At 37.3% G+C, this 23,562-nt stretch carries 22 protein-coding genes and 3 pseudogenes; 24 read left to right on the top strand and 1 reads right to left on the bottom strand.

Features of this window, described 5'->3' with window-relative positions; translation table 11 throughout:
* The 5 genes and pseudogenes from BW986_RS24945 to BW986_RS24965 all read left to right on the top strand — a co-directional run.
* The coding region (locus BW986_RS24945) for an IS110 family RNA-guided transposase (protein WP_081395790.1) at nucleotides 1-945 on the top strand (945 nt) is incomplete at its 5' end.
* Nucleotides 946-1,428: 483 nt separating this feature from the next.
* Nucleotides 1,429-1,659, top strand: a pseudogene (locus BW986_RS24950) (sigma factor); the annotation flags it as partial.
* A gap of 111 nt (nucleotides 1,660-1,770) precedes the next feature.
* On the top strand, nucleotides 1,771-2,115 hold the full coding sequence (locus BW986_RS24955; protein WP_076371878.1) for a YolD-like family protein: 345 nt from the start codon (nucleotides 1,771-1,773) through the stop codon (nucleotides 2,113-2,115).
* A gap of 81 nt (nucleotides 2,116-2,196) precedes the next feature.
* The gene (locus BW986_RS24960; protein WP_076371880.1) at nucleotides 2,197-2,463 is read left to right on the top strand and encodes a hypothetical protein; all 267 of its coding nucleotides are present in this window, start codon (nucleotides 2,197-2,199) and stop codon (nucleotides 2,461-2,463) included.
* Nucleotides 2,464-2,620: 157 nt separating this feature from the next.
* A pseudogene (locus BW986_RS24965) lies at nucleotides 2,621-3,119 on the top strand (P-loop nucleotide/nucleoside kinase family protein).
* 247 nt (nucleotides 3,120-3,366) lie between these two features.
* Here the strand turns inward: BW986_RS24965 and BW986_RS24970 are convergent.
* Nucleotides 3,367-4,242 carry a LysR family transcriptional regulator gene (locus BW986_RS24970; RefSeq protein ID WP_076371882.1) on the bottom strand — a complete coding sequence of 292 codons (876 nt, stop codon included), beginning with the start codon at nucleotides 4,240-4,242 and terminating at the stop codon, nucleotides 3,367-3,369.
* A 133-nt stretch (nucleotides 4,243-4,375) separates the two neighbouring features.
* On the opposite strand from BW986_RS24970, the gene BW986_RS24975 reads away from it, so the two are divergent.
* The 19 genes and pseudogenes from BW986_RS24975 to BW986_RS25060 all read left to right on the top strand — a co-directional run bounded on the left by BW986_RS24975 (nucleotide 4,376) and on the right by BW986_RS25060 (nucleotide 23,480).
* Nucleotides 4,376-4,975, top strand: a complete 600-nt coding sequence (locus BW986_RS24975) for a cyclophilin-like fold protein (protein WP_260320974.1) — start codon at nucleotides 4,376-4,378, stop codon at nucleotides 4,973-4,975.
* Between the two features lie 144 nt (nucleotides 4,976-5,119).
* Nucleotides 5,120-5,971, top strand: a complete 852-nt coding sequence (locus BW986_RS24980) for an aldo/keto reductase (RefSeq protein ID WP_076371884.1) — start codon at nucleotides 5,120-5,122, stop codon at nucleotides 5,969-5,971.
* A 133-nt stretch (nucleotides 5,972-6,104) separates the two neighbouring features.
* Nucleotides 6,105-7,265 carry an MFS transporter gene (locus tag BW986_RS24985; RefSeq protein WP_076371886.1) on the top strand — a complete coding sequence of 387 codons (1,161 nt, stop codon included), beginning with the start codon at nucleotides 6,105-6,107 and terminating at the stop codon, nucleotides 7,263-7,265.
* 24 nt (nucleotides 7,266-7,289) lie between these two features.
* Nucleotides 7,290-8,054: an SDR family NAD(P)-dependent oxidoreductase gene (locus BW986_RS24990; RefSeq protein ID WP_076371888.1), complete on the top strand. Its 765-nt coding sequence runs from the start codon at nucleotides 7,290-7,292 to the stop codon at nucleotides 8,052-8,054.
* Nucleotides 8,055-8,290: 236 nt separating this feature from the next.
* Nucleotides 8,291-8,557: pseudogene (locus BW986_RS24995) on the top strand (hypothetical protein); the annotation flags it as partial.
* 792 nt (nucleotides 8,558-9,349) lie between these two features.
* A complete protein-coding gene (locus BW986_RS25000) occupies nucleotides 9,350-10,018 on the top strand; it encodes a TetR/AcrR family transcriptional regulator (RefSeq protein WP_076371892.1) in 669 nt (222 codons plus the stop codon).
* A gap of 259 nt (nucleotides 10,019-10,277) precedes the next feature.
* The gene (locus BW986_RS25005) at nucleotides 10,278-11,426 is read left to right on the top strand and encodes an amidohydrolase family protein (RefSeq protein WP_076371894.1); all 1,149 of its coding nucleotides are present in this window, start codon (nucleotides 10,278-10,280) and stop codon (nucleotides 11,424-11,426) included.
* 15 nt (nucleotides 11,427-11,441) lie between these two features.
* Nucleotides 11,442-11,858 (top strand): Rieske (2Fe-2S) protein, encoded by a 417-nt coding sequence (locus BW986_RS25010; RefSeq protein WP_076371896.1) that lies wholly within the window; start codon nucleotides 11,442-11,444, stop codon nucleotides 11,856-11,858.
* A 171-nt stretch (nucleotides 11,859-12,029) separates the two neighbouring features.
* The gene (locus BW986_RS25015) at nucleotides 12,030-12,824 is read left to right on the top strand and encodes an HpcH/HpaI aldolase family protein (RefSeq protein ID WP_076371898.1); all 795 of its coding nucleotides are present in this window, start codon (nucleotides 12,030-12,032) and stop codon (nucleotides 12,822-12,824) included.
* A gap of 101 nt (nucleotides 12,825-12,925) precedes the next feature.
* Nucleotides 12,926-14,689, top strand: coding sequence for a 2-oxoacid:acceptor oxidoreductase subunit alpha (locus BW986_RS25020; protein WP_076371900.1), 1,764 nt, complete (start codon nucleotides 12,926-12,928; stop codon nucleotides 14,687-14,689).
* Nucleotides 14,670-15,542, top strand: a complete 873-nt coding sequence (locus tag BW986_RS25025; RefSeq protein ID WP_076371902.1) for a 2-oxoacid:ferredoxin oxidoreductase subunit beta — start codon at nucleotides 14,670-14,672, stop codon at nucleotides 15,540-15,542. Before BW986_RS25020 ends, BW986_RS25025 begins: the two co-directional genes overlap by 20 nt.
* Before the next feature lie 108 nt (nucleotides 15,543-15,650).
* Nucleotides 15,651-15,899 carry a ferredoxin gene (locus BW986_RS25030; protein ID WP_076371904.1) on the top strand — a complete coding sequence of 83 codons (249 nt, stop codon included), beginning with the start codon at nucleotides 15,651-15,653 and terminating at the stop codon, nucleotides 15,897-15,899.
* 112 nt (nucleotides 15,900-16,011) lie between these two features.
* Nucleotides 16,012-17,109 (top strand): zinc-binding dehydrogenase, encoded by a 1,098-nt coding sequence (locus BW986_RS25035; RefSeq protein ID WP_311316575.1) that lies wholly within the window; start codon nucleotides 16,012-16,014, stop codon nucleotides 17,107-17,109.
* 25 nt (nucleotides 17,110-17,134) lie between these two features.
* Nucleotides 17,135-17,929, top strand: a complete 795-nt coding sequence (locus BW986_RS25040) for a 2-keto-4-pentenoate hydratase (RefSeq protein WP_076371906.1) — start codon at nucleotides 17,135-17,137, stop codon at nucleotides 17,927-17,929.
* 69 nt (nucleotides 17,930-17,998) lie between these two features.
* Complete coding sequence (locus BW986_RS25045; protein ID WP_081395792.1) at nucleotides 17,999-18,934, top strand: AEC family transporter; 936 nt, start codon at nucleotides 17,999-18,001, stop codon at nucleotides 18,932-18,934.
* A gap of 51 nt (nucleotides 18,935-18,985) precedes the next feature.
* Nucleotides 18,986-20,452, top strand: a complete 1,467-nt coding sequence (gucD, locus tag BW986_RS25050) for an alpha-ketoglutaric semialdehyde dehydrogenase GucD (protein WP_076371908.1) — start codon at nucleotides 18,986-18,988, stop codon at nucleotides 20,450-20,452.
* A 493-nt stretch (nucleotides 20,453-20,945) separates the two neighbouring features.
* Nucleotides 20,946-22,322, top strand: a complete 1,377-nt coding sequence (locus BW986_RS25055; protein ID WP_076371910.1) for an MFS transporter — start codon at nucleotides 20,946-20,948, stop codon at nucleotides 22,320-22,322.
* Nucleotides 22,323-22,336: 14 nt separating this feature from the next.
* Nucleotides 22,337-22,492, top strand: coding sequence for a hypothetical protein (locus tag BW986_RS30440; protein WP_179086167.1), 156 nt, complete (start codon nucleotides 22,337-22,339; stop codon nucleotides 22,490-22,492).
* A 106-nt stretch (nucleotides 22,493-22,598) separates the two neighbouring features.
* A complete protein-coding gene (locus BW986_RS25060; protein WP_076371912.1) occupies nucleotides 22,599-23,480 on the top strand; it encodes a fumarylacetoacetate hydrolase family protein in 882 nt (293 codons plus the stop codon).
* Nucleotides 23,481-23,562: the final 82 nt, after the last annotated feature.

A 23,562-nucleotide genomic window follows, 5' to 3' on the forward strand; every position in this document is an offset into this window, starting at 1 on the left:
CCGATTATTTCTTATCAGGCAAAGAAGACCAGTTTACGGAAGGTAAAAACAGACGCTATCGATGCGTACCAGTTGTGTGTGCTGTATTACAAAGAAGATTTTGAACCTCATAAAATTAGAGGAATTCAGCTATTAGACCTTCGGAATTTGTCAAGACAACAGGAAATCGTTACGAATATGTATGTGGAAGCTAAACTTCAGTTTCACACCATTTTAGATCAAGTGTTTCCTGAATACCGGAAGGTTTTTGGGGATCTATATTCGAAGGTTTCTTTATTGATGTTAAAGGAATATCCCACTTCAGAGGCGGTATTAACAGCCGGAGAAAGTAGACTAGCAGAGAGTGTTATAGAGTTCTGTTCTAGCCGATCAGGTGAATGGGCATGGGGAAAAGCCAAAAAAATAATGGATTCCGCATCTCGAAATCCATTTCAAAAAAACGTGTATGAAAGTCACGTAATCAATCTTCGTATGTATATTGAGTTGCTTTTTCATTACCAGGGACACCTTTCTGATTTGGAAGATCGTATAGTGGCCCTGGCAAATGAAATGGAAGAATATAAGATCATCCAATCGATACCCGGTATAGGAGAAAAAATCGCAGCCACGATTATCTCTGAAATTGGTGAAATCGAACGGTTTAATCATCCGAAAAAACTGGTTGCCTTCGCTGGAGTAGATCCAAGTGTTCACTCTTCGGGTAAGTTTACGGCAACCATTAATCATATTACTAAAAGAGGTTCGAGCATAGTACGTCATTCTCTGTATCTTGCCGTACTATGCGGCATAAGAAGTTCAAGGAACAAAAAGCTTAAAGAATTCTATGATAAGAAAAAATCAGAAGGAAAACCTGCCAAAGTGTCAATCGTTGCCTGTATAAATAAGTTGCTTCACTGGATTTACGCTTTATTAAAGAGAAAAGAAACGTTCCTAGATTTAGCCTAATTAACGGTTTTATGAAACAGAGAAAAATCCTTCCAAAGGGTTTTGGAGGGTAATTTGGCATGGCCAAAAATAGTATATCATAAGGGAAATGAAAATTTTAGAGAAAGATATTGACATCCTATTAGCTGGTTTAGCTTAAGATAGGAACTGTCTTAAAGGCAGTTTTTTCTTTATGCAACTAAAGGGGCAGGATAGTTGAATAAGGGGTATTTTCAAATAGTTAAAAATATTACTTTATAGATAATTAAGTTGTTTAGTTTTGTTTTAGAAATGCAGTATCCTCTTGTGATGGGAGGTTATTAAAGTTGTCTACTTTAAACAATATTTTAGGAATAATAAAGCTAATTATTTTAGGAATAATAAAGCTAATTATTTTAGGAAAAAGAATCATATATCTTAGTCCCATTTCATTTAATTCATCTAAGTGTATGTGTATACATCTAATATCACTCATACGTAGTATAAGTATAGGGAGGACAATAGATGAAAAAAGAAAATGTATTAACCTCCTACCTTATCAATTTAGGAGAGGAAGTATTCAAGCTATTACTAGCGAGAGGAGCCAAAAAAGAAGATGCAGAAGATATAATTCAAAACACCTACTACAAAATTTACACGCTATTGGATAAATTAACAGATAGCAATATACGTCCTTGGTTTTTTAGAGTATCACTTAATCAATATATTGATTTGAAAAGGAAAAAGGAGCAGCAGAAGCATCGAAGCACTTAAATTGTAAGCATTTGGATACAGGGATAGCTGTTTTTTTTCCTTTATCAAGAACGTTTGTTCGTATATAATAAATATAAAGGAGCGATCTTTCTAATGGGCAAAATTCGTGATAGAGGAATCATTAAATGGCAAACAGCATTGATATTACCAGAACATAAAGCATTAAATAAAAAGGAGAATATGAACGATTATTTCTTAAATAAAAAACCTGTCCTAGATGAATACCAGGTTGAAGAATTTGAAAACAACATTCATTACGCGATGGAATATCATTTACCAATAAGTTTTAGATTGCATAACGAGGGGAATCCAATTGAAGTGTATGGATACTGTGTGTATATTGATCCTGTCACGAAGGAGTTAAGTATTCAGAGGAAAGATAGTACATTTAAGAAAATTAAATTTAATGAAATTATTAATGTAATCGTTGAGGATTAAAAAAGCCCTTCTTAAAATTCAAGAGGGCTTTATACTGTTTGAAGAATTAACAAAAAGGCACAGATATATAGGAGTATACAAATGGAGATTCAGATTGAGGTTCAATTGTTTGCGAACGATGCTAAGTTCTTACAGTCCGGTAGTTGTTCAGTAATAGCAACTGACTTTAGAAAAGAACCGGAATGGACTGCTGCTGTATCAGCTTATGAGTGGATAGAAAAGATAAAAAGCTCTGTTCGCTATCCAGACGACTTTCAAATTATCAGTGTTGTTTACAACGGAGAAAATGACATAACAGATTTAGTAAGAAAGGTACGCCCTAAAATAAAAGATGATTTACCTTTTTAATATTAATCAACTAAAAATATAATTTAGGGATCTCTTTAGAGGTTCTTTTTTTGTATCTTATCTAAAGACAGTTACTATTTCTAATAACCTAGGTTGTAAATTATAGTTTTACAAGGTGGGGCAACAACCAATAAAATAAGCCCTGAGGAATAAAAATATGAAACAATTGGAGACTCTATACTTTTTCTGTGGGAAAATGGGAGCAGGAAAAATCAACTAAATCAAAACAATTGGCTATGGAAAAACATGCGGTACTGTTATCTGAGGATGAATGGCTTTCATCTCTTTATCCCAATCAGATCACATTATTTGAGGACTATCTTAAATTTTCAGCGCAGCTCAAGCCGATGGTGAAAAAGCATGTACAAAACATATTAAGTGTTGGTACAGATGTAGTGATGGATTTTCCAGGTAACACTCAAAAACAGCGAAAGTGGTTTTTGGATATAGCGTCACAGGTCAATGCAAACCATCAACTAATTTTCCTTAATTTAAATAACAAGCAATGCTTACGTCAAATTGCACAAAGGCGTAACGAACAACCCGAAAGAGCAGCTTTTGACACGGAAGCGACGTTTATTCATGTTACTCAATTTTTTGAAGCACCAGAAGCATCCGAGGGTTTAAATATTTTAGAGTTTAGTGGAAAAGAATAACAAGGAGTTCAACACAGCGTTATAGTACCAGAAAAATAATTAGATGAACTAAACCGCCCATAGAAACCCCTTTGGAATTCCACAAATCAGCTAATAGAAAACCGTTATTTAGTAATCGGGCGCAATTATTGAATAAGAAAAATGGCATTACATATAAGTCATATAAAATATTTAATGCTATTTTAATTTATCTATTTTTTTTAAAATTAGGTCTTGATAAGTATGTTTTCCACATGCTTTTTTTGATTTATAAATTATTTCGGAGCTGATTTAAAAATTTATTTGCTGCTCTTGAGAATGGTTGATGTTTTTTCCATATGATATTTAGTCCGGCCTCTAGCTTAGGTGATAACGGCCGAAAACAAAGTTCACTATCTTTTGAAGTGTCAATAAGTTTATCAATACACATAGCGAATCCGATATTTTCCTTTACCATAAGAGAAGCATTGTAAAGTAAGTTATAGGTACCAACAATAGGAAGGTCTTCAATATCTTTACCAAACCATCCCGCTATTTCATTACTACCCGCTGTTTGGCGTGAAATAATAAGCGGTTTATCGATTAGATCTTTTGGCTCAAGAATAGGCTTATCTGCCAAAGGACTATCCTTTCGCATAAGTACACCCCATGTGTCTATTGCTGGCAATTGTATAAAATTATATTTTTGCTTGTCTGCTGGTTCGATGACGATACCAAAATCTAATAAACCACTATCTAATTTGGCAGTAATGTCATCTGCATTGCCACTATAAGTGTGAAATTTAATTTCTGGACAAACAGTAAGCACTTCTTTAAGTGTTTTAGCGATTATGGTCATCGCTTCCGTTTCACCGCCACCAATATATATTTCTCCGCTTATAATTTCTTCGGGTTGGTTAAAATTTGATGCTGTTTTATCTACTAAATCAACAATTTCTTTTGCCTTTTCTAACAAGTACATACCTTCTTCTGTTAAGCTAATTCTCCGGTTTCCTCTTATAAATAAGGTAGTCCCCAGCTCTTTTTCAAGATCGCTTATTTGTCTTGATAAAGTTGGTTGAGACAAATGTAAGTAGTCTGCTGCCCCCGAAATACTTTCTTGATTTGCCACTGCAATAAAATAGCGTAGTACGCGTATATCCATAATATCCCTCACTCTTATGCTTTTTATGTATATTAAAATATTTGATATAGGTATTTGTTATCAAAAACATATCATCTTATACTCTTATTAACAAACATAAATATGAAAGTTGCCAAGGAGGGAGAAGATAATATTGGAATTGAACTGTATTATGAAGAAAAGCGGTAAATCTAAATTCCTATTGATCTTAATATTATTATTAACTGCTTGTAGTAGTGAAAGTATTGTAGAAGATAGAAACAACGAAGGAAATTTAGCAAACCTTCAAAGCAATAATGCAGTTGACAGCAAAAACAAAATTAATGAACCAGAAAGTAAAGAGCCAACCATTGAAAGTGAAATGGAAAAAAAGAATGGTAAGGAGAATAAGATGAGTGATCTAAAAGTGAAATTAAAATTTGCAAATGAAGAAGTAACTGTTCGTATGGATAATACCCAAACTAGTCAAGATTTTTTATCATTACTGCCACTTACATTAACATTTGAGGATTATGCAGGGACAGAAAAAATTAGTTACCTACCTAGAAAATTAGTTACGGAAGGAGCTCCTGATGGGGTTGAAGCTTCTAGTGGTGATTTGACTTATTACGCTCCATGGGGGAACTTAGCTATATTTTATCAAGATTTTAGATATTCAAATGGGCTGATTAAATTAGGAAAGATTGAATCTGGTATAGAAAAACTAGCAAATCTTAGCGGCGATTTTGAAATAGTGATTGAAAAAATGGATTAAGGTAGTGTAGCTATTTCAATTATAGAGTAATCGATCAGCCAGAAGATACCATGTAAATGAATTTACTATTGGGGCAACAAATTAACCTTGGTAATACAGGGGGAATTTTGGATTGATTTCAATGAAAGGAAGGAGAAATGCAAAATGGATACGCTTCAATTAAATAATAACGTAACAATGCCACTCCTGGGATTTGGTGTATTTCAAATATCAGATTTAAATTTATGTGAGCAAAGCGTTTTACATGCTTTAAATACAGGTTATCGAATGATTGATACAGCTGCTAGTTATGGAAATGAAAATGCTGTTGGAAATGCAATTAAGAAAAGTGGAATTGCAAGAGAAGAGATTTTTATTACTTCAAAAGTTTGGATTCAAGATGCAGGTTATTCAAAAACGATGAAATCTTTTGAAAAAACACTGCAAAATTTGAATACAGACTATCTGGATCTTTATTTAATTCACATGCCGTATGGTGATTACCATGGCAGTTGGAAAGCGATGGAAGAATTATATCGTTCCGGAAAGATTAAAGCGATTGGCGTGTGTAATTTTCTTGAAGATCGTTTAGTCGATCTAATATTGAGCCATGAAATTGTTCCAGCTATCAATCAAATTGAAATGCATCCGTTTTGTCAGCAAAAGAAACTTCGAACTGTTATGCAACATTATGATATTAAAACAATGGCGTGGGCACCTTTTGCAGAAGGGAATAACGGTATTTTTACGAATTCAACTTTATCCGAAATCGGTGCAAAGTATGGTAAGAGTCCAGCCCAAGTAATTTTGAGATGGTTAAGACAAAATGCGATTATTACTATTCCCAAATCAGTTCACCTCGAGCGAATTCAAGAGAACTTTATGGTAGAGAATTTTGAGTTAAGTGAAGCAGATATTTCTCAAATTGAAAGTATGAATTTAGCAGAGAGCTTGATATTAGAAATTCAAAGTTTAGATGAAGTTTATCGTCTCCATGAAATTAAATTTGAACAATAGTTTTATTCAATATGACTTGGTGAAGTGTGTTAGTACTGGAATTTATTCAGTCGTATGAAATTTACGTCCGGATAGAGTGAATTTTACAGCAAATCATCTGTGTTGAACAATTAAGGGAAGTGGAAAGTTTTTTATGAAGGATTCTAAAGGATTATTAATATTTATATTAGCGGTAGGTGTTTTCGGAATTCTTAATACCGAAATGGGGGTTATTGGTATACTCCCTGTTTTGGCAGATCACTTTAATGTGAGTGTTTCTACAGCTGGTTTATTGGTAAGCCTTTTCGCATTAGCCATTGCCGTTGCTGGGCCGACACTTCCGTTAGTTTTTTCAGGTATCAATCGAAAAAAAGTCATGTTACTCGTCTTAGTTATCTTTATTATTGGAAATATTATTTCTGTTTTTACAACAAACTTTACAGTTGCTTTAATAGCTAGGGTGATTCCGGCTTTCTTTCATCCAGTTTATGTGTCAATGGCTCTTTCAGTGGCAGCAGCTTCTGTCAGTCCGAATGAAGCACCAAAAGCAGTTTCTAAGGTATTTATAGGGGTTTCGGCGGGAATGGTATTAGGCGTGCCGGTAGCAAGTTTTTTAGCAAATGCGGTTTCACTTGAAGTGGCGATGTCCTTCTTTGCTATTGTTAATATCTTTACTTTAATTGCGACTATTCTGTATGTCCCTTCCATGCCAGTGAAGGAAAGACTTTCTTATGGATCACAGCTCAAAATTTTAACAAAAGGGATTACTTGGCTTTCCATACTTGCCGTAATTTTTTTGAACGGTTCAGTGTTTGGAATCTATAGTTACTTAGCTGAGTATTTAGGTGTGGTAACGCATATGTCACCCAATTTAATTAGTATCATGTTATTTGTTTATGGAGGAGCGAATATCATTGGGAATATTATTGCAGGTAACTTACTGACACAATCTCCTATTCGTACCGTTTTATTTTATCCAGTTGTACTAACTGCACTTTACCTAGTCTTCTTCTTTGTAGCTGAACTTACGATCCCTACAGTAATTATTATTTTGATTTGGGGAATTTTTGGGGGGATTGGAGGGAATGTAAATCAATATTGGATTATGACTTCAGCACCAAAAGCCCCAGATTTCGCTAATGGATTATTTTTAACTGCTACTAATTTAGGTACCACCATTGGAACAGCAATAGCAGGAATTATTATTGCACAAATTGGAACAAAATATATTTTATTCGTAGGAGTAATTGCATTAGTGTTAGGTTTTATATGCGTGTTACTAAGAAAATCTCTGTATAAATCTACTGAGTCCTAAAAGTGATAAAAGGGGGTATGAAAAATGAAATATACAGTTATCACTGGTGCTAGTTCAGGAATTGGATATGCAGCTGCTTTGGCTTTTGCAGAACGTGGAAAAAGTCTTATATTGGCGGCTCGCAGAGAAGAAAAATTAGAAGAATTAAAGGATAAGATTAAAAAGATAGATACAAAAATAGATGTTATTGTAAAGCCTGTTGATTTATCAGTAGCGAAAAACGTTCATGTCTTTTATGAATCTTTAAAAACATATGAGTTAGAAACATGGATTAACTGTGCAGGGTTTGGGAATTTTGCTCCTGTAAAAGAACAAAAATTAGATAAAGTTGAATCCATGCTACATGTAAATATTGAAGCAGTGACCATTCTTTCTTCCCTGTTTGTGAGTGATTATGAAAGTGTGGAAGGTACACAACTGATCAATGTCTCCTCAGCAGGTGGCTACATTATGATTTCTGATTTTGTAACTTATTCCGCAACAAAATTCTACGTAAGTGCGTTCACAGAAGGTCTAGCTCAGGAGTTAAAAAGTAAAGGTTCAAAAATGCAGGCGAAGGTTCTAGCCCCTGCTGTTACAGAATCAGAATTTGAACTGAGTTCTTTGGATGTAGATGAGTTTCAATATGAAGGACGATTTTCTAAGTATCATACATCCAAAGAAATGGCTGGTTTTATGTTAGATCTTTATGATAGCAACAAGACAGTAGGTATTGTTGACGAATCAACTTATGAGTTTCATCTGAAAGATCCAATTTTTCCTTTTAGGGTGTTTGACAACAAGAAGTAAAGAAGCGTTAATCATACACAAATTCGGATTTTCCCCAACATAGATGATGACGTATCTAATTTACGCGTATTTTTATATTCAACAATCGGGCGAGATTCTTTAATAAGAAACGCTTTTCTTAATGAACAAGATACATTCGTATATAAGGTTGACCAGTAAAAATTACTGGTTGACTTTTTTAAATAGAATCTATTATATCAGTAGCCAGGATAGGACGTACGGGTGCGTGGGACTTGATCGCTACGGGAATCGGGGCAGGTCCTCGAGATGGTTTCATGCTTTCCGTTTCGGAAAAAACTGGGTTATCGGTCAGCCGGGTAAGAATCGTTGTCGAGAGCCTCATCTTGATATTCGGGTTCATCCTTGGGGGTCCAGTTTTTATTAAGACGTTTGCCTATACCTTTATTCAAAGCCCAATCTTTCAGTTTTCCATGAAGCTAATGCGTTCCTATATCGCTAGTTTGGAGCGGAAGCAAAAGGGACAATTTGAGCTTCCATTATAAATTGGAAGGTGGATTCAAAATGATACAGATATTGATGTACGAATATTTGCTGAGATGATTATCGAAATACTCAACTATTCATATGAAGATTTTAAAAGGGATTTGGGTTTTGAAAAAAGAGTGACTAAATGATGAAAAAAGAAAAAAAATAAAGGCAAAGAAGTTTTTTTCAAAGGGCATAGTGAATGAAATTTGTGATTCAATCTTATCTGAGCTAATTTTTAACATCTTAGCTCTTACCTCAAGAATAATAGTTCGTTTGGCAAAGAGTTTATTTTAACTGATTGAATAAGAAGTACTTCTTATAGAACTAACAGGTGCGTTCGTATTATAAGGTTAGCCAGTTTTTACTGGTGGACCTTTTTTAATTGAATGTATTATACCGGTAGCCCAGGATAGGTAGTACGGATGCGTGGGCGTTGATCCCGTGAAATTACGGGGCTGACAAAAATGTAAGCCCGTATCTGTCAATCCACTACAGAGTACTTAGCTTTTACTTTCTTTATCGTTATCTAGTTCTTTTACACCGGCTCTGACTTTGTTGATCATACGACTTCACCCCAATCATTCGAATGGCTTGTATACTAGCGTTTCAACTTGTTCAGCTATAAAAACTATGTTATTATCACAGTATAATTTATGATCGCGATCATATAAAAATTTAATAACTTAAAAACTAAAGATACATGACCCGTGTTATGTTAAATATGTAAATATAATTTGGATTTATCTTTTACTATTGGACACACAGTCCATTAATGATTATATGGTGCGAAAAGGGAGGGGAACTTAATGGCCAGAAGTGATATACAAATTGAGCGAATGTTAAATTATTTTATTGATGCAACAGCCAAACTAATAAAAGAAGAAGGAATCAAAAATATCAGTATAAGAAAAATTGCAAAGGAAGCAGGATACACAAGTTCTACTATCTATAATTATTTTTCGGAGGTTTCTCACCTCATATTTTTTGCTGGAATGCGCTTCCTAGATAACTATAATGAGGATTTACCAAAATATACTGCAAGAGGTAAAGATCCATTAGAAAAATATTTATTAGGATGGGAATGTTTTTGTGATCATTCTTTTAGGGAACCTGAATTATATCATGCAATATTTATTGCCGATCTAGGAGAACATCCGGAGGAACTCTTAAAATATTACTCATCCATATATAAGTCAGATACGATTCAACTTCCGGAAGAATTAGAGGGAATTCTTACTGAGCAAAATTTAAGTAAAAGAAGTAGATCAGTTTTAGAAAAATATGCAGAAAAAGGGGTATTTAAGAAAGAAGACGTTGAAAAACTTAGTGAAATAACCATCTTGATATGGCAAGGTATGATTACATCACTCCTTAATAATCGGGTAACTTATACATCTGAAGAAGCTTCAAGAAAGACAATGGAATATATCCATGATGTAACATTAAATACGGCAAATATGTTAGAAAGTAAGTAAATAATCTTATTATTAAGAGGCAGAAAAACAGTTTTGTTTTTCTGCCTCTTTTATGTATCAAACTTGAGGGGAGTTAAAAAATAGAAAATTTTATCTTTTCAGATATTTACAAAAACTTCAAAACGAATTATACTTTGGTTAAGAAATCGCGATCATTAAAATATCGAGATTTATAAAGAGCTTTCAAAATAGCGTGTGCAGAATATAATTTAGTGATCATGAAAGCTAACAAACGTTGATTAAGAGAGGAGTTTTTAAAATGATTAATGCAATTGACGAAAAGAGTGTTACAGGTTCGACAAAAACAAAACAGCTGGTTATTGATTCCGATGTGCATTCGTATTTAAGTTCACTTGATGACCTTGTACCATATTGTAATGAGTCTCTTCAAAAGCGTTTGAATATTGGTAAATTTAAAAAGCAAGCATTTGAGGGGAAGCTAATCTCTGCAGCAGAATTTCGCTTCCCGGAATGCAGGTATATCAACCCCGTTTCGGTTGTACGTGGAGATGCTTTTTCACCAGAAGGGGCCATCCCGGGGTCTGATCCTGAATTTGTAGCTAAAGATTTGTTTGATCGTTCAAACACACAGTATGGAATTTTAAATTCATGTAATGCAACAATGGGTGCTTTTCATAATATAGATGTCGCTAATGGATTTAATGCAGCTTTTAATGATTGGCAATATGAGAATTGGATTGAAAAAGACAGCCGGTATACGATGTCTATGCTTGTCTCACCTCTTGATCCCGTGGCAGCGGTAAAGGAAATTGAAAGAATCGGGAAAAAACCAGGCGTTGTAGCAGTCAATTTACAAACGACTAGTATTCCATTCGGCAATAGACACTTTTATCCTATTTATGAAGCAGCGGAGCACTATGGACTGCAAATGCTGATACACCCAGATTCCGAGGCCTCAGGGGAGAACGGCCCAGCACAAGCAGTAGGACCAGCATCAACTTACATGGAATGGCATACTTGCTTAGGGCTGAATGCGCAAAGAAATATTGTGAGTTTAGTTTGTGAAGGGATTTTTGAAAAGTTTCCTAAACTAAAATTTGTATTTGTAGAATATGGTGTCGCTGGAATTGTACCGCTTTTGTGGAGAATAGATAAAAATTGGAAGACTCTTCGTGAGGAAGTGCCGTGGTTAAAAGAATTACCTAGCGAATATATTAAACGAAATGTCCGCTTAGGAACACAGCCAATTGAAGAACCATATCGTCCAAAGGATTTATTGGAAATCATCCAAATGGCTGGGATTGAGGATATGCTTCTTTACTGCAGTGATTATCCACACTGGGATGGAGATGAAGCAGAACGAGTATTTAATACTTTTCCAAAGGAATTAAGAAATAAAATCTTTTATGAAAACGCTTTAAATACTTATAATTTCAATCGACAGTAGAAAGGAAAATGAAAAATGGGTGAATTAAAAAGCGTTACAGTTTGTTCATCAGAGGATTTAAAACCTGGCCAACGACAATTAGTAAAAGTTGATGGATCAGAAATTGCCATCTTTAATAATAATGGTCGTTTATATGCTGTTCGAAATAAATGTCCGCATCAAGGAGTATCAATGGTATATGGTTCGATAGATGGCACTATGTTACCAAGTGATCCTCATACGTATCAATATGGAAAACACAATGAGATTTTACGCTGTCCTTTACATGGATGGGGATTTGATATTAAAACGGGGGAATCCTTGTTTGATGCGAAAAATTGTAAATTAAAGACTTATGATGTAGGTCAAGAAGGGGATTCTATTGTTTTGTATCTTACTAAAGAGCCGAATACTTTTTCATTAATTGAAACCCACGCTTGCAGTGTTTCGTAAAAATTAACATAAAAGTTTTTTACTGCCATAAAAAGATCGTGATCTTTTTATGCATCATGATCTTTTTATGAAAATATTATATTTTTACTGGATCTTTGCAAAAAAAACTGGCATGTTTCATCGCGTATGAAAATTAGTGTTGAGAAATTAATTTTTCAAGGTTAATGGTGCATGAAAGGAGTGGAGAATTTGCTGTGGAGTGAATTGAAAACAAAGATGGAAGAACGGCCAATGTTTGGTTGTTTTGTCACTTTTCCATCTCCTGGTTTAACAGAGTTCATAGCTCAAATGGGTTTTGACTTTACATGTATTGATAATGAACATGGAGCAATGGATTACATAGTTCTAGAAAATATGATCCGTGGGTCTCAATGTGCGGGGGTACCTTCAATAATAAGAACGCCTGCTAATCGATCAGAATATATTCAAAAGGCATTGGACAGCGGTGCAAATGGTATTCAAATCCCGATGGTTAATACACTTACAGAAGTAAAAGAAGCGGTAGATGCAGCATACTATCCTCCTTTTGGTAAAAGAGGATTCGATTTTTTACCAAGAGCCTGTGACTACAGTTTATATCCTAATAAAATGGATTATATGCGAAAAGCTAATGAACAATCGCTGGTTATTCTGCAAATTGAAACGGTAGAAGCTACGGAAAACCTTGAACAGCTTTTAACGCTAGAAGGTGTCGATGTCTTTTTTATAGGTCCTTTTGATTTAGCTGTATCAATGGGATATGCACATGACCCAAGACATCCTAAAGTCATACAAATCATTGAGCGATGTATCACCCTGATTCAGAAAAAAGGAAAAATAGCTGGTATGTATGTTAGTGATGCAGAACAAACAAGGCAAGCTGTTCAATGGGGAGCCAGCTACATTTTAACAGACTTAACTCAAGCCATGACACAATGGTCAGAACGGTATTTACAAAGTGTAAAAAAAATTGAGACCACTAAATAGCGATATAGAAGACATTTTAATTTATTTGACAATCGAATGTAAGGATACGTTCATGGGTATTTAACTGAACAGACGGCCTTATATCATGAGGAGTGAAATTGGTGAAACATCAACTTTCATGGAAAGTCGGGGGTCAGCAGGGAGAAGGCATTGAGAGTACGGGAGAAATTTTTTCCAAGGCTTTAAATCGACTAGGCTATTTTTTATATGCATACCGCCACTTTTCATCTCGAATTAAAGGCGGCCATACAAACAACAAGATTCGAGTGAGTACCAGCAGATTTAGTACAATTGCTGATGATCTAGATATATTAGTAGCTTTTGATCAGGAAACAATTGATTTGAATTATGACGAGCTTCATAGTGAGGGCATTATTATTGCTGATTCAAAATTTAAACCCGTCAAACCTGAGGATACGGAAGCAAAATTTTTCGCTGTACCATTCACCGAAATGGCTGCAGAACTCGGTACTCCGCTTATGAAAAATATGGTCGCCATTGGAGCGACTTGTGCCATCATTAACCTCAATCCAGCCGTTTTTGCGGATGTCGTTAAAGAAATCTTCAGTAAAAAAGGCAGCAGTGTCGTTCAGAAAAACATGGAAGCAATCTATCAAGGTTATACATCCATGCGGGGAAGTTTAGGGGATGTGCCGCCTCCACTAGCTCTAGCTCAGGCAGATGGGCAGCAGCGCCTATTCATGATCGGCAATGACGCAATTGCACTCGGAGCACTCGCGGCAGGAGTCCGTATTATGGCGGCGTATCCAATCACGCCTGCTTCTGAGATCATGGAATATCTCATTGATAAACTGCCTGAAGTGGGTGGGGCAGTCATCCAGACAGAGGATGAAATTGCTGCGGCCACGATGGCAATCGGCTCTAACTACGCCGGTACCCGTTCGTTTACCGCCTCCGCTGGTCCGGGGCTTTCTCTGATGATGGAAGCTATCGGATTGTCAGGAATGACTGAAACGCCTCTTGTGGTTGTCGATACACAACGAGGGGGGCCTTCCACTGGCTTGCCCACGAAACAAGAGCAATCAGATTTAATGGCGATGATTTATGGCACCCATGGTGAGATTCCGAAAGTAGTGATAGCACCGAGCACCGTTGAAGAGGCTTTCTACGATGCAATTGAAGCATTTAATATCGCTGAAGTCTATCAATGCCCCGTTATATTACTGACTGATTTGCAGCTTTCATTAGGAAAGCAAACTGTTGAACCATTCGATTTCAATAATATAGAAATTCGCCGTGGAAAACTGAAAACAGATGAAATCGAAGTGGAGGATGAAAAAGCGTATTTTAAACGATATGAATTGACGGAGGATGGTGTGTCTCCACGAGTGATACCGGGGACAAAAAATGGCATCCATCATGTGACAGGTGTAGAGCATGATGAAACAGGAAGGCCTTCTGAAGTGTCAGCTAATCGGAAGCTACAAATGGATAAGCGCATGCGTAAGCTAGACCATTTACCAGAACGTTTTCCAAATCCTATTAGGGTGCATGCGCCTCATGAAAAGCCTGAGCTTTTGCTAGTTGGGTTCAATTCTACAAGCGGAGCAATCGAAGAAACAATGAGTCGTTTTGAAAAAGAAGGGATAAAAGTCAACCATATGCACATTAGGCTAATCCATCCGTTTCCTACCGCGGCTGTATTGCCCTTTATCGAAGCTGCTGAAAGTGTGCTTGTGGTAGAGAATAATGCCACCGGTCAGTTAGCGAATTTAATAAAGATGAATGTTGGATATATAGATAAAATGAAGAGTGTATTGAAATATGACGGAAATCCATTTCAGCCAATTCACCTTTACAATGCAAGCAAGGAGCTGTTTGAACATGTCCACAACTACGTTTAAAGATTTTAGAAACGATGTAAAGCCAAATTGGTGTCCTGGCTGTGGTGATTTTTCTGTTCAGGCAGCGATCCAGCGGGCTGCAGCCAGTGCAGGACTCACACCGGAAAATATGGCTGTTATTTCGGGAATTGGCTGCTCAGGTAGGATTTCTGGTTACATTAAATCGTATGGTCTTCATGGCATTCACGGGCGTTCACTGCCAATTGCCCAAGGTGTCAAAATGGCAAATCGAGATTTGACAGTCATTGCTTCTGGCGGCGACGGTGATGGCTACGCAATTGGGTTGGGCCACACAATCCATGCGATGCGCCGTAATATCGATCTCACTTATATTGTAATGGATAATCAGATATATGGACTGACAAAAGGACAGACTTCTCCACGTTCTGCTGCTGGATTTGTAACAAAGTCGACACCGCAAGGCGCAATTGAAAAAACCCTGTCGCCCATGGAATTGGCTGTTTCAAGCGGAGCAACATTTGTAGCTCAAAGCTTTTCTACCGATTTAAAGGATTTGACTGCCATTATTGAAGCCGGTATAAAGCATAAAGGGTTCTCGTTGATAAATGTGTTCAGCCCTTGCGTCACCTATAATAAAGTAAACACATATGACTGGTTTAAAGAACACTTGGTCAACCTGAATGAAGTTGACGGGTACGATCCTACTAGCCGGGAAATGGCTATGGAAACTTTAATCAAATATGAAAGTCTTGTGAAAGGCATTATTTATCAAGACAAAGATCGTCCATCCTATCAAGATCTCGCAAATGGTTATGCAGATCAATCACTGGCTCATTCCAACATTGAACTTGATCCGAAGTATTTTGAGAAACTGATGAGTGAGTTTATTTAAAGAATGGATTGCAGGCGGCGATTTTAGGATACTCACCTTAGCTTTCTAAATCCTTTTTGGAAAGGGCCGAGATAAAACAGAAGTTAGAGAGGGGAAAGACGAGCAAGGATGGCTAACTATACGATTGTAGATAAGGAAACTTGTATTGCCTGTGGAGCTTGTGGTGCTGCAGCTCCTGATATTTATGATTACGATGAAGAAGGTATTGCGTTTGTCATATTAGATAATAATGAGGGAACGGCTAGCGTACCTGATGAATTCGAGGAAGATATGATAGATGCTTTTGAAGGATGTCCAACCGACTCTATTAAATTAGCACCTGTGCCTTTTGATGGTAATCCTTACTGTGAAGCGTAACATCCAGAGATACTTTATCAGTAAGGAAAAAGATCTTAATGGAATCACTAGCGATAGGGATAATATAGTAAGTCTTATACAATTAGCAGCAAAAATGATAGGGGAGTGAAAATTGGGGACAAATAGTTTGTTACAATCGATTCCATCCAAAATGAAAGCTGTAGTTGTTACAGAATATGGGGGAGTAGAAAAGCTTGAGGAACGGAAAGTACCTGTACCCATTCCTAAGGAAAATGAGGTACTCGTAAAAATCCATGCTTGTGCTGTAAATAATTCAGATATTTTAATGCGTGAAGGTGGCTACGGAACTGATGCGAAATCCACCGAAAAAGCGGGTTGGAAACGGGAGGCTATTTCTTTTCCGCGTATTCCTGGAACAGATGTTGCGGGGCAAATCGTAGCGGTCGGTGCCAATATCAATCCAACATGCCTGGGAGAAAAAGTAGTGTTATTTCCATTTTTCTCTTCAGCCCCTGATGGTTTGGAACATATGGCAGATGATATAACGTTAATGAGTTCCGAGTGTGACGGTGGATATGCCGAGTATATTACATGGCCTAAGGAATTGTGCAGACCCATGCCGCTGTCTAGTTATGTTGAAAGTTCTTCTTTTATTGTTAGCTGTTTTACTGCATGGCATATGCTTGAAAAAAGTAAAGTTGTTCCTGGAGAAAAGGTTCTTATTACTGGGGCTACCGGAGGGGTTGGTTCCTATGCAGTTCAAATCGCCTCAAAAGTATTTGGTGCAAATGTCATTGCACTGGTAAGAGATCTATCCTTAAAAGAAAAAATGATGGAACTGGGAGCAAGTGAAGTTTTATCGTACAAATCAACAACTTTAGCAGATGATGTTATAAAGGCTGCAGGTTGCAAGGTGGATGTTGTACTGGATGTGGTGGGGGATCCTTTATTTTCAACTTGTTTGAAGGTACTAAGAAATGGGGGACGGTTAGCAATATCTGGTGCTGTTAGTGGGGCGATTACACAGCTTGATATCCGTACAGTTTATTTAAACCACCTTTCAATAATAGGGTGCACGTTAGGTACTCGGAAAGAATTCAATCGAATGCTGGATGCGATCCGGGAAGAGAAAATTAAACCCCTTATCGATAAGGTTTTTCCATTAGAAAAAGCGCGAGACGCTCAGGAATACTTTAAGAGGTCAGAAAAATTCGGGAAAGTAATATTGCAAAATAAGCTAGGGAATTAATTCAAATACGAGGAGGGCTCTCTATATGAATAGAGTAGTGTCTAATAAAATTAAAGATCTTGCAAATTATTTAATTGAAGCCGAGAAGAGTCAAAAACCGAATAACCCATTAACTGAAGTGGAGCCAGATTTAACATTAGACGAAGCTTATGAAGTTCAGCTTCAAGTGGTTCAGGATAAACTATCACAAGGACTAAAAATTGTTGGTAAAAAAATTGGTCTAACTTCTCGTGACATGCAAATCATGTATGGCATTGATACGCCGGATTGCGGTCATTTATTTGAAAATATGCTGGTTGAAAATAACCATGAGGTATCCTTTAAAGATGTCATCCAGCCGAAGATCGAATGTGAAATCGCCTTTGTGTTAAAGAAAGATTTAAAGGGTCCGAATGTTACCGTTGAAGATGTTCTTCAAGCAACCGATTATGTTCTCCCTTCTATTGAAATAATCGATAGTAGAATTAAAGATTGGAAGGTGAAATTGCAAGATACGGTAGCGGATAATGCCTCTTCTGGTCTTTATGTCCTTGGGGATAAACCTGTTTCAGTGGATGAATTTAATCTTCCTGATATCACCATGAAAGTGTATCAAAATGGTCAATTGATGAAAGAAGGCGTAGGAAAAAACGCTATGGAGCACCCTGCAGCTTGTGTTGCATGGCTTGCCAATAAATTGGCAGAGTTCGATGTGGTATTAAAAGCTGGAGAAGTGATTCTTTCTGGAGCCCTTGCTACTACTATTGATGTTGTACCAGGTGATGAATTTACAGCTGTATTTGAACATTTAGGAGAGGTGAAAGTTACATTCACAAAATGATAGGAGCTATCTAATTAAATAGGACTCTAAACAAACTGTGAACTTTTGCTTTTAAGAGGGGAGCTTTACTTGGTATTTCTATCGATCTTAGGTCCAATGTTTATTATGGCGGTTATTTCTGTAATTGGATATTTTATTGCAAAAACCAATGAAATTACAGGTGAATCAAAGCAGCTGCTTATAAGTATTATGATGAATGTAGCGGTTCCATGCATTATTTTGGATGGTGCTTTTAAAACCAAGGTAGGGAAAGAGTTAATGTCTCAGATGATTATTATTTTTATTTTTTCAATAATCATCAGTTTATTATCGTTACTATTAGGATGGATTTTTGCAAGGATTTTTAACTATTCTCCTATTAATGCAAGGAAAATGGCTTTTATTGCTGGATTGGGGAATACGGGTTTTATTGGGATTCCTTTATGTGCGGCAATATTTGGTCCAAAAGGGGCTCTACTTGCAGCAGCATTTGATACAGGTGTAGGCATTGTTTTATTTACAGTAGCTATTGCGTTTTTGCAAGAAAATTATCAGTTTTCATTTGCATCTTTAAAACAATTGATTAATCCCCCAATTATTTCAATAGTTATAGCCTTATTTGTTATCATTGCTGAAATTCAACCGCCAGAAATTATTCAACAATTAAATGGGATGTTAGCAAATTTAGCTACTCCTCTTGGAATGCTTTACATTGGAATTCTTATAAGGATGATGCTTAAACAAAAGGGAACCATGTCAATTAGTAGATTGACAGGACCTATATTATTGAAGTTAATTATCTTCCCAGTTCTAACAATAGTAGTTGTGGTGTTTACTAACTTTTCCATGTTGATGAAGCAAGTAATTATTATTCAAGTGGCAATGCCTACAATGACAATCGCACCCGTATTATTAGCACGTTATACACAAGATGAAGAAATGGGGGTAAAGGCAGCGGTTTATTCAACAATTTGTGCGATCTTGACAGTTCCCTTTATTGTTTTCTTAGGAAGTAAAATATTTTGAAAATTTATATTTATTAAAAAATAGAGCTGGATTACAGAGAGGATTGATTTGATGACCGTGAAAGCGGAAAGTAAAACATATGTTAATTATATAAATGGTGAATGGAAATCTTCATCTACTAATGAAGTTCAGGCTAGCATTAATCCGGGTAATAAAAACGAAATCGTTGGGTATGCTTCAAAATCAACAAAAAAAGATTTGGATCAAGCAGTTACATCGGCTAAAAAGGCACAAATTGCTTGGAGAAAATTATCGGCCCCTGCAAGAGGAGAGTATCTTTATAAAGTTGCAAATGTATTAGAGGCACGATTAGAAGAAGTGGCAGAAACAATGACAAGGGAAATGGGAAAAACATTACAAGAGGCGAAAGGTGAAACGGCACGTGGTGTAGCCATTCTTCGCTATTATGCCGGAGAGGGAATGCGTAAAGTAGGAGATGTAATTCCTTCTACAGATAGTGAAGCATTTATGTTCACAAGTAGAGTGCCGCTGGGGGTTGTGGGAGTAATTACACCGTGGAATTTTCCCGTCGCGATTCCAATCTGGAAGGTGGCACCGGCTCTTGTTTACGGAAATACAGTTGTATTAAAGCCAGCAACCGAAACAGCTGTAACAGCAGCAAAAGTAATCGAATGTTTCCATGAAGCGGGAATGCCAGCTGGTGTTATTAATATGGTTACAGGTTCAGGTGCCATTATTGGACAAGGCATCATTGATCACCCTGATATTAATGGTATCACATTTACTGGTTCAGATAGTGTAGGAAAACGGGTTGGTCAAGGAGCGCTTGCACGCGGAGCTAAATACCAGTTGGAAATGGGCGGGAAAAACCCAGTGATTGTCGCTGAGGATGCTGATCTTGATCTTGCTGTTGAAGCAACAATAAATGGCGGCCTTCGTTCAACAGGCCAGAAATGTACGGCTACTAGCCGCGTTATCATTCAAAGCTCTGTTTATAATGTATTTAAAGAAAAGCTGCTAGCTAAAGTAAAAGAAATAAAAGTAGGCGAAGGATTGAAAAGTGACACTTGGATGGGGCCGTGTTCGAGTGAAAGCCAATTAATTACGGTATTGGATTACATTGAAAAAGGAAAAGCGGAAGGTGCAGTGCTTTTATATGGTGGAAGTAAATGTGAAGCTATTGGCTTGGAGAATGGCTTTTATGTACAACCGACTGTATTTGAAAATGTAACCTCTAACATGACAATTGCTCAAGAAGAAATTTTTGGACCTGTATTGGCATTGATGGAAGTGGAAACGATGGAAGAAGCATTAACAGTGGCAAATGATGTAGAGTTTGGACTTAGTGCGTCCATCTTCACAACAAATATTCAGAAAATGCTTTCGTTCATCAATGAAATGGAAGCGGGCCTCGTACGCATCAATGCTGAGAGTGCCGGAGTAGAACTCCAGGCACCATTTGGCGGGATGAAAAAATCCAGTTCTCTTTCACGTGAACAAGGTCAAGCGGCGATCGAATTTTTCACAAATATTAAAACAGTATTTGTAAAAGGGTAATATCCTTTAGTCTGTCAAAGTAGGCCATGCAAAATGGAGTAGAGAAGGAGTTGCAAGTACACTATGCAGTCCTGGCAACTCCTTCTCCAATCACACGCAAAATTGCAGCAGACATTTTGCGTGTGATTGGAGAAGCTCTTGATAAGAGTAATGGTGTTCCACGTTAAAGCTGCTTTTTTAAACTAATTAAACGGACCTTAGGTTCGGAAAAATGTAAACGCTTTAGCCATGCCTGGGAGATTTTTCGATGCTATCGCCGTAGCTCCAAACTTATCCGTTCATAGGATTGGCCTATGTGTTCCCAGTTCGCGCGGCACAAAATATTAATAGCTTACTAGGAACCTCGCCCCTTCAATGTCAAAGAAAGAAGTTCACGACTGTGGTTTCTCATCAGTCATGGTGAATTTATAGAGCGACTCACTTAAACTCATTTAAAAACTATATCAAGACTTATTAAATTACAGCCATTTTAATAAGTCACAGGAGGGAATTTATGAGTAAGGTCCGCACAATGGAAGAAATGCCGTTAAGTCGATTTCATTATAAAATGTTTGCATATGCCAGTGGGAGTACTTTCCTCGATGGGTATATTATCGGAATTGTTGCGGTAGCACTTTCTGTCATGCAGACTCAACTTGATATGTCTGTAACCATGATAGGTCTGATTGGAGCGGCAACTCTTGCGGGTATGTTATTTGGTGGAATATTAGGAGGCTATCTTACGGACCTTATTGGCCGGAAAAAGATGTTTCTCATTGATATGCTTGTCATGGCCATTGTGTCAATCCTTCAGTTTTATGTCAATGATCCCATGCAGTTGGTCATTTTACGATTTATTTTAGGAATTGCGGTAGGGGCAGATTATCCCATTGCAGGAGCCTTAATGACGGAGTTTTCACCGGCAAAAAACCGTGGTGCCTTACTTGGAGGTCTTAATGGACTCTGGTATGTCGGTTACGCGAGTTCCTTTGTGGTCGGTTATCTTATGTTGTCCATCGGTGAGGACGGTTGGAGATGGATGCTTGCAAGCAGTGCGGTCCCAGTAATCATCATGCTTATTTCACGCTTAAATATGCCAGAATCCCCTCGTTGGCTGGCCAGTAAAGGAAGGGAAAAGGAAGCAAACGCTATTGTGCAGAAAATATTCGGGGAACATGTCATCATGTCGGCCGAACCAGAGACTAAGGAGAAAACCACCTATCTCGATATATTTCGAAATGGCTATGGGAAAATGGTCATTTTCGTGACAGCTTTCTATTCGCTTCAAGTCCTCCCCCTCTATGGAATAAATACCTATATTCCTGAGATCCTTGCACAATTTGGTTTTGCTAATGGAACGAGGGAATACCTGGGAGCGGCGGTCATTAATATCATCTATCTTATCGGCTTGCTTCCTGCCCTTTACCTTGTTGAAAGATATGGAAGAAGACCTACACTCATTTGGGCATTTTTCGTATGTTCCATCTCTTTATTCGTACTGGGAGCAACCTCTGGATTGAATATGCCATTTATTTTCACCTTAGCTCTCTTTGTAATCTATGGAACGTTTAATACCGGGATGGGAGCCCATTGTTGGATCTATCCGAATGAGCTTTTCCCAACCCATATACGGGGAACGGCAGGGGGCTTTACCACAGGAGTGGCCCGAGTTGCCTCTTCCATTGGTACGTTTTTCTCTCCGGCCATTATGGCGAGTTATGGGTTGTCAACTACGTTGTATATTTGTGGGGCGGTACTTTTCATTGGATTCTTAGTCTCTCTATTCATGGCTCCGGAAACCAAGAATATGAGTTTAACGGAAGCTAGTTCCCTCAACAAATCCAAGGATATAGAGCAGGACAGCTTCGCATCGGAAAAAACTGCTAATTAAAAGGGAGAACCATTGTGGAACAGCAGAAACAAGTTCTGGATTCACCGTACAATAATGGTGAAGAGGCTGAGATCCTGAAAACCGGACTTGTTTCTGTTTTCCTTTCGATTGAGTCAAAGCAGAGGCGATGCATCATGAAGCGAATGGCTTCCCTTGGCATTCCGACATGAAACGGGTCGATGATAAAGGTTCGGGTGAGCTTCGTAGAACCTCAATATGCATTTGTATTATTAGATAAAAACAGTTAGTTTTTAATAAATTTAGGGAGAGGTAGCTTTGAAAATACTTCAATTTCTAAAAGAGAACGAGCTCCGATTAGGTGTAAAAACATCACATGGTATTTTAGATGTCAAAGATGCGGCAGATAAGCTAGATAAATCTACATCCGTATCACTTCAGGAATTGATTCTCGAGGGTGAAGAGGGACTGGGAAAAATCAACAGCTTAGTTCACCTTGCTCTTGAAGGCAATCGAATCGAATTATTTGTGTCTGAGGGTACACTTACATATGCACCTGCTGTAAGCAATCCCGAAAAGATAATCTGTGTAGGTTTAAACTATATGGACCATGCAAAAGAGTCAAATATGGATACGCCGAAGTCTCCTGTTTTATTTAGTAAATTTAACAATGCTCTATCTGCCCATTTTGAGACTATTTCAATCCCGGAAGAAGCAAAAAATATGGATTATGAAGCAGAGCTTGTCGTAGTAATGGGGAAAACGGCTAAAAATGTCTCTGAAGAAGATGCTTTATCTTATGTTTTTGGCTACAGTGTTGGAAATGATGTTTCAGCCCGTGATTTGCAATTTAAATCTGGTCAGTGGTTATTAGGAAAAACACCGGATGGATTTGCGCCGGTCGGTCCATATATTGTGACAACTGAAGAAGTTGATCCAAATAACCTTGCAATCGAATGCCGGGTGAATGGCGAAGTTCATCAAAAGGCTAATACTCGGGACATGATTTTTAGCTGTGCCTTCTTGATTAGTTACATTTCCCAATATATAACACTGAAGCCGGGTGATCTTATTTATACAGGAACTCCCGAGGGGGTAACTTTGGGCTATCCTGAAGGGGAGAGGGCTTGGTTAAAGTCCGGGGACGAAATGGTTGTTGCAATTGAATCGTTGGGCGAATTAAAAAATGTCTTAAAATAAGAGAAAGAACACTGGATTTGAAAGTTTTCGGCGCTTGCATGTGAAAAGGAAAAACCCTCTGGATTAATAATTCAGAGGGTTC

It is taken from the genome of Peribacillus simplex (genome assembly GCF_900156045.1).
Lineage (GTDB): Bacteria > Bacillota > Bacilli > Bacillales > DSM-1321 > Peribacillus > Peribacillus simplex_D.